Origin of the sequence: Lactococcus ileimucosae, from assembly GCF_943193185.1 — a bacterium.
Lineage (GTDB): Bacteria > Bacillota > Bacilli > Lactobacillales > Streptococcaceae > Lactococcus > Lactococcus ileimucosae.
On sequence record NZ_CALPDE010000041.1, the window covers coordinates 1 to 5,537 of the forward strand.

1 tRNA gene and 3 rRNA genes are annotated in these 5,537 nt (G+C 48.1%); all 4 read right to left on the reverse strand.

The window, feature by feature from the left end:
- Positions 1–116 (reverse strand): 5S ribosomal RNA (gene rrf / locus NFR51_RS10510).
- An 84-nt stretch (positions 117–200) separates the two neighbouring features.
- Positions 201–3,098, reverse strand: a 23S ribosomal RNA gene (locus NFR51_RS10515).
- A gap of 358 nt (positions 3,099–3,456) precedes the next feature.
- Positions 3,457–3,529, reverse strand: a tRNA-Ala gene (locus NFR51_RS10520).
- A gap of 236 nt (positions 3,530–3,765) precedes the next feature.
- Positions 3,766–5,312 (reverse strand): 16S ribosomal RNA (locus tag NFR51_RS10525).
- The 16S, 23S and 5S rRNA genes sit together here with 1 tRNA gene alongside, the layout of an rRNA operon.
- Between the last annotated feature and the right edge of the window lie 225 nt (positions 5,313–5,537).

A 5,537-nucleotide genomic window follows, 5' to 3' on the forward strand; every position in this document is an offset into this window, starting at 1 on the left:
ACTTGGCATTTACCCTATCTCGCAGGGGGCAACCCCCAACTACATCCGGCGTAATAGGACTTAACTTCTGTGTTCGACATGGGAACAGGTGTATCTCCTATGCAATCAATACCAAATCATACTCTGAATGTATTGAACACTCAAAACTAAATAACAATCTCACAATAAATAAGTAAAGCTAAACTCATATGTTCTATTACTTGGTAAAGTCCTCGAGCTATTAGTACTGGTCCGCTCCATCCCTCGCAGAACTTCCACTTCCAGCCTATCAACCTGATCTTCTCTCAGGGCTCTTAATTCATAAAGAATGGGAAATCTCATCTTGAGGGGGGCTTCGCACTTAGATGCTTTCAGCGCTTATCCCTTCCCTACATAGCTACCCAGCGGTGCTCCTGGCGGAACAACTGGTACACCAGCGGTAAGTCCACCCCGGTCCTCTCGTACTAAGGGCAGATCCTCTCAAATTTCCTACGCCCGCGACGGATAGGGACCGAACTGTCTCACGACGTTCTGAACCCAGCTCGCGTGCCGCTTTAATGGGCGAACAGCCCAACCCTTGGGACCGACTACAGCCCCAGGATGCGACGAGCCGACATCGAGGTGCCAAACCTCCCCGTCGATGTGAACTCTTGGGGGAGATAAGCCTGTTATCCCCAGGGTAGCTTTTATCCGTTGAGCGATGGCCCTTCCATGCGGTACCACCGGATCACTAAGCCCTAGTTTCCTACCTGCTCGAGTTGTAGCTCTCGCAGTCAAGCTCCCTTATACCTTTACACTCTTCACATGATTTCCAACCATGTTGAGGGAACCTTTGGGCGCCTCCGTTACTCTTTAGGAGGCGACCGCCCCAGTCAAACTGCCCGACAGACACTGTCTCCCACGCCGTTTATGCGTGCGGGTTAGAGCAACCATGAAGCAAGGGTAGTATCCCAACAGCGACTCACTTGAAACTAGCGTCCCAAGCTCAATGTCTCCTACCTATCCTGTACATGCTTCACAGGTACTCAATATCAATCTGCAGTAAAGCTCCATGGGGTCTTTCCGTCCTGTCGCGGGTAACCTGCATCTTCACAGGTACTAAAATTTCACCGAGTCTCTCGTTGAGACAGTATCCAAATCATTACGCCTTTCGTGCGGGTCGGAACTTACCCGACAAGGAATTTCGCTACCTTAGGACCGTTATAGTTACGGCCGCCGTTTACTGGGGCTTCAATTCAGAGCTTCGCTATTGCTAACCCCTCCTCTTAACCTTCCAGCACCGGGCAGGCGTCACCCCCTATACATCACCTTGCGGTTTAGCAGAGAGCTGTGTTTTTGATAAACAGTTGCTTGGATCTTTTCACTGCGGCTGTATTTCTACAGCACCCCTTCTCCCGAAGTTACGGGGTCATTTTGCCGAGTTCCTTAACGAGAGTTCTCTCGATCACCTGAGGCTACTCGCCTCGACTACCTGTGTCGGTTTGCGGTACGGGTAGTATTGCTTTAATCGCTAGAAGATTTTCTTGGCAGTGTGACATCAAGGGCTTCGCAACTTATGTCGCTTCCCCATCACAGCTCAATGTTAAAGGAACATGCATTTGACACATCCCACACCTCACTGCTTAGACCAGAATCCATTAACTGGCTCCCTTTAGCCTACTGCGTCCCTCCATCACTAACAATACTAGTACAGGAATATCAACCTGTTGCCCATCGACTACGCCTTTCGGCCTCGCCTTAGGTCCCGACTAACCCAGGGCGGACGAGCCTTCCCCTGGAAACCTTAGTCTTACGGTGGATAAGATTCTCACTTATCTTGCGCTACTCATACCGGCATTCTCACTTGTAATCGCTCCAGCACCCCTCACGGTATACCTTCTTCGCTGATTACAACGCTCTCCTACCATCAATATATATTGATCCACAGCTTCGGTAATATGTTTAGCCCCGGTACATTTTCGGCGCAGGGTCACTCGACTAGTGAGCTATTACGCACTCTTTGAATGATAGCTGCTTCTGAGCTAACATCCTAGTTGTCTGTGCAACCCCACATCCTTTTCCACTTAACATATATTTGGGGACCTTAGCTGGTGGTCTGGGCTGTTTCCCTTTCGACTACGGATCTTAGCACTCGCAGTCTGACTGCCGCACATGTGTATTAGCATTCGGAGTTTATCTGAAATTGGTAACCCGAGATGGGCCCCTCATCCAAACAGTGCTCTACCTCCAATACACTTAAATTGCGACGCTAGCCCTAAAGCTATTTCGGAGAGAACCAGCTATCTCCCAGTTCGTTTGGAATTTCTCCGCTATCCACAAGTCATCCAAACACTTTTCAACGTGTCCTGGTTCGGTCCTCCAGTGCGTTTTACCGCACCTTCAACCTGCTCATGGATAGGTCACTAGGTTTCGGGTCTACATCATGATACTTTAACGCCCTATTCAGACTCGCTTTCGCTACGGCTCCGCCTCTTCAGCTTAACCTCGCATCATAACGTAACTCGCCGGTTCATTCTACAAAAGGCACGCTCTCACCCATTGACGGGCTCGAACTTCTTGTAGGCACACGGTTTCAGGTGCTATTTCACTCCCCTCCCGGGGTTCTTTTCACCTTTCCCTCACGGTACTGGTTCACTATCGGTCATTAAGGAGTATTTAGGCTTGGGAGATGGTCCTCCCGGATTCAAACTGGATTTCACGTGTCCAGCCCTACTCAGGATACTGCTAGGTATAAAGTCTATTTCAAATACGAGGCTGTTACTCTCTCTGGCTTACCTTCCCAGGTAATTCTTCTATAAACTTTAAGTCCACATTGCAGTCCTACAACCCCAAAAAGCAAGCTTCTTGGTTTGGCCTTCTTCCTGTTCGCTCGCCGCTACTTAGGAAATCGTTGTTACTTTCTCTTCCTGCAGGTACTTAGATGTTTCAGTTCTCTGCGTTACCTTCGCGTAAGCTATGTATTCACTTACGGATACTATGCATTACATAGTGGGTTTCCCCATTCGGAGACCTAGGGATCAGTGCTTACTTACAGCTCCCCCTAGAATATCGTCGTTAGTCACGTCCTTCGTCGGCTCTTAATGCCAAGGCATCCACCGTGCGCCCTTATTAACTTTGCCAAAGCTCAGGAGCTTTGTGCTTTAGCACTTAGCTCCTGGCTTCTTCATCTTGCTCATATCTTAGATGTGAGTAGGATGAAGTTTCTTACAAGTATAAGTTTTTTCGAACTATTTCAAAATAATTCGCAGCTTTACAGAAATGTTTAATCATTTCTCGGTTTATTTATCGTTATAAGATATTGTTATTTAGTTTTCAATGATCAATTCCTATTTTAACGTCTTCGTTGACAAGAGATTGAACTCAAGACTAACTTCCTAGGAAAATAGATAAATCTTCCATAGAAACCAAAGTTTCTATTACAGATTTCCTAATTTTCTACGGAAGTTTTCGCTACGCGAAACGTCTTTCATATCTCTATGGAGCCTAGCGGGATCGAACCGCTGACCTCCTGCGTGCAAAGCAGGCGCTCTCCCAGCTGAGCTAAGGCCCCATCCTCTCAACGCAATCTTCTACTGCTTGCATTAAAAGACTGGCTTTATGGGTGCTTATAGACCCCTCAAAACTGAATAAAGTAGAAGACATCTTTTTTAACTGAGTTCAACACTCACTTCCTAGCAAATTAGATAAATTATCCTCGGATGTAAACATCCTTGCGGTAATTTCCTAAATTTGTACAGAAGTGTCCGCTAGGCGGAACGTGTTTCACATCTTTTTTATATTCCTTAGAAAGGAGGTGATCCAGCCGCACCTTCCGATACGGCTACCTTGTTACGACTTCACCCCAGTCATCGGTCTTACCTTAGGAAGCGCCCTCCTTGCGGTTAGGCAACCTACTTTGGGTACTCCCAACTTCCGTGGTGTGACGGGCGGTGTGTACAAGGCCCGGGAACGTATTCACCGCGGCGTGCTGATCCGCGATTACTAGCGATTCCGACTTCATGCAGGCGAGTTGCAGCCTGCAATCCGAACTGAGAATGGTTTTAAGAGATTAGCGCACCCTCGCGGGTTGGCGACTCGTTGTACCACCCATTGTAGCACGTGTGTAGCCCAGGTCATAAGGGGCATGATGATTTGACGTCATCCCCACCTTCCTCCGGTTTATCACCGGCAGTCTCACTAGAGTGCCCAACTTAATGATGGCAACTAGTAATAAGGGTTGCGCTCGTTGCGGGACTTAACCCAACATCTCACGACACGAGCTGACGACAACCATGCACCACCTGTCACCGATGTACCGAAGTAACTCCTTATCTCTAAGGATAGCATCGGGATGTCAAGACCTGGTAAGGTTCTTCGCGTTGCTTCGAATTAAACCACATGCTCCACCGCTTGTGCGGGCCCCCGTCAATTCCTTTGAGTTTCAACCTTGCGGTCGTACTCCCCAGGCGGAGTGCTTAATGCGTTAGCTGCGCTACAGAGAACTTATAGCTCCCTACAGCTAGCACTCATCGTTTACGGCGTGGACTACCAGGGTATCTAATCCTGTTTGCTCCCCACGCTTTCGAGCCTCAGTGTCAGTTACAGGCCAGAGAGCCGCTTTCGCCTCCGGTGTTCCTCCATATATCTACGCATTTCACCGCTACACATGGAATTCCACTCCCCTCTCCTGCACTCAAGTTCCCCAGTTTCCAATGCACACAATGGTTGAGCCACTGCCTTTTACATCAGACTTAAGGAACCACCTGCGCTCGCTTTACGCCCAATAAATCCGGACAACGCTCGGGACCTACGTATTACCGCGGCTGCTGGCACGTAGTTAGCCGTCCCTTTCTGGTTAGATACCGTCACTTAAGTAACTTTCCACTCTACTTAACGTTCTTCTCTAACAACAGAGTTTTACGATCCGAAAACCTTCTTCACTCACGCGGCGTTGCTCGGTCAGGGTTGCCCCCATTGCCGAAGATTCCCTACTGCTGCCTCCCGTAGGAGTCTGGGCCGTGTCTCAGTCCCAGTGTGGCCGTTCACCCTCTCAGGCCGGCTATGTATCATCGCCTTGGTAGTCCTTTACACTACCAACTAGCTAATACAACGCGGGATCATCAAGTAGTGAAGCAGTTGCTTCTTTTAAATCAGAATCATGCGATTCTCATTGTTATGCGGTATTAGCGTTCGTTTCCAAACGTTGTCCCCCGCTACTCGGCAGATTTCCCACGCGTTACTCACCCGTTCGCCGCTCTTCATCTTGGTACAAGTACCTCAATTCGTCGCTCGACTTGCATGTATTAGGCACGCCGCCAGCGTTCGTCCTGAGCCAGGATCAAACTCTCATTTAAATTTAGTTCATCAAATGAACTGGCTGTTCTTTTGTCTTTCATTATTGAATTGACAGTTCCATACAAGAAGTTTCCTTCTCGCATATAGTCATTCTACTTTATTCAGTTTTCAATGGTCTATCTCGCGCTCAAGATATCCTCTCGCGCGACAACTATTATATTCTATCAAACTAACCTCCCCTTGTCAAGAATAAAATAACCTTTTCCTCCTCTTTTTTTAAGATC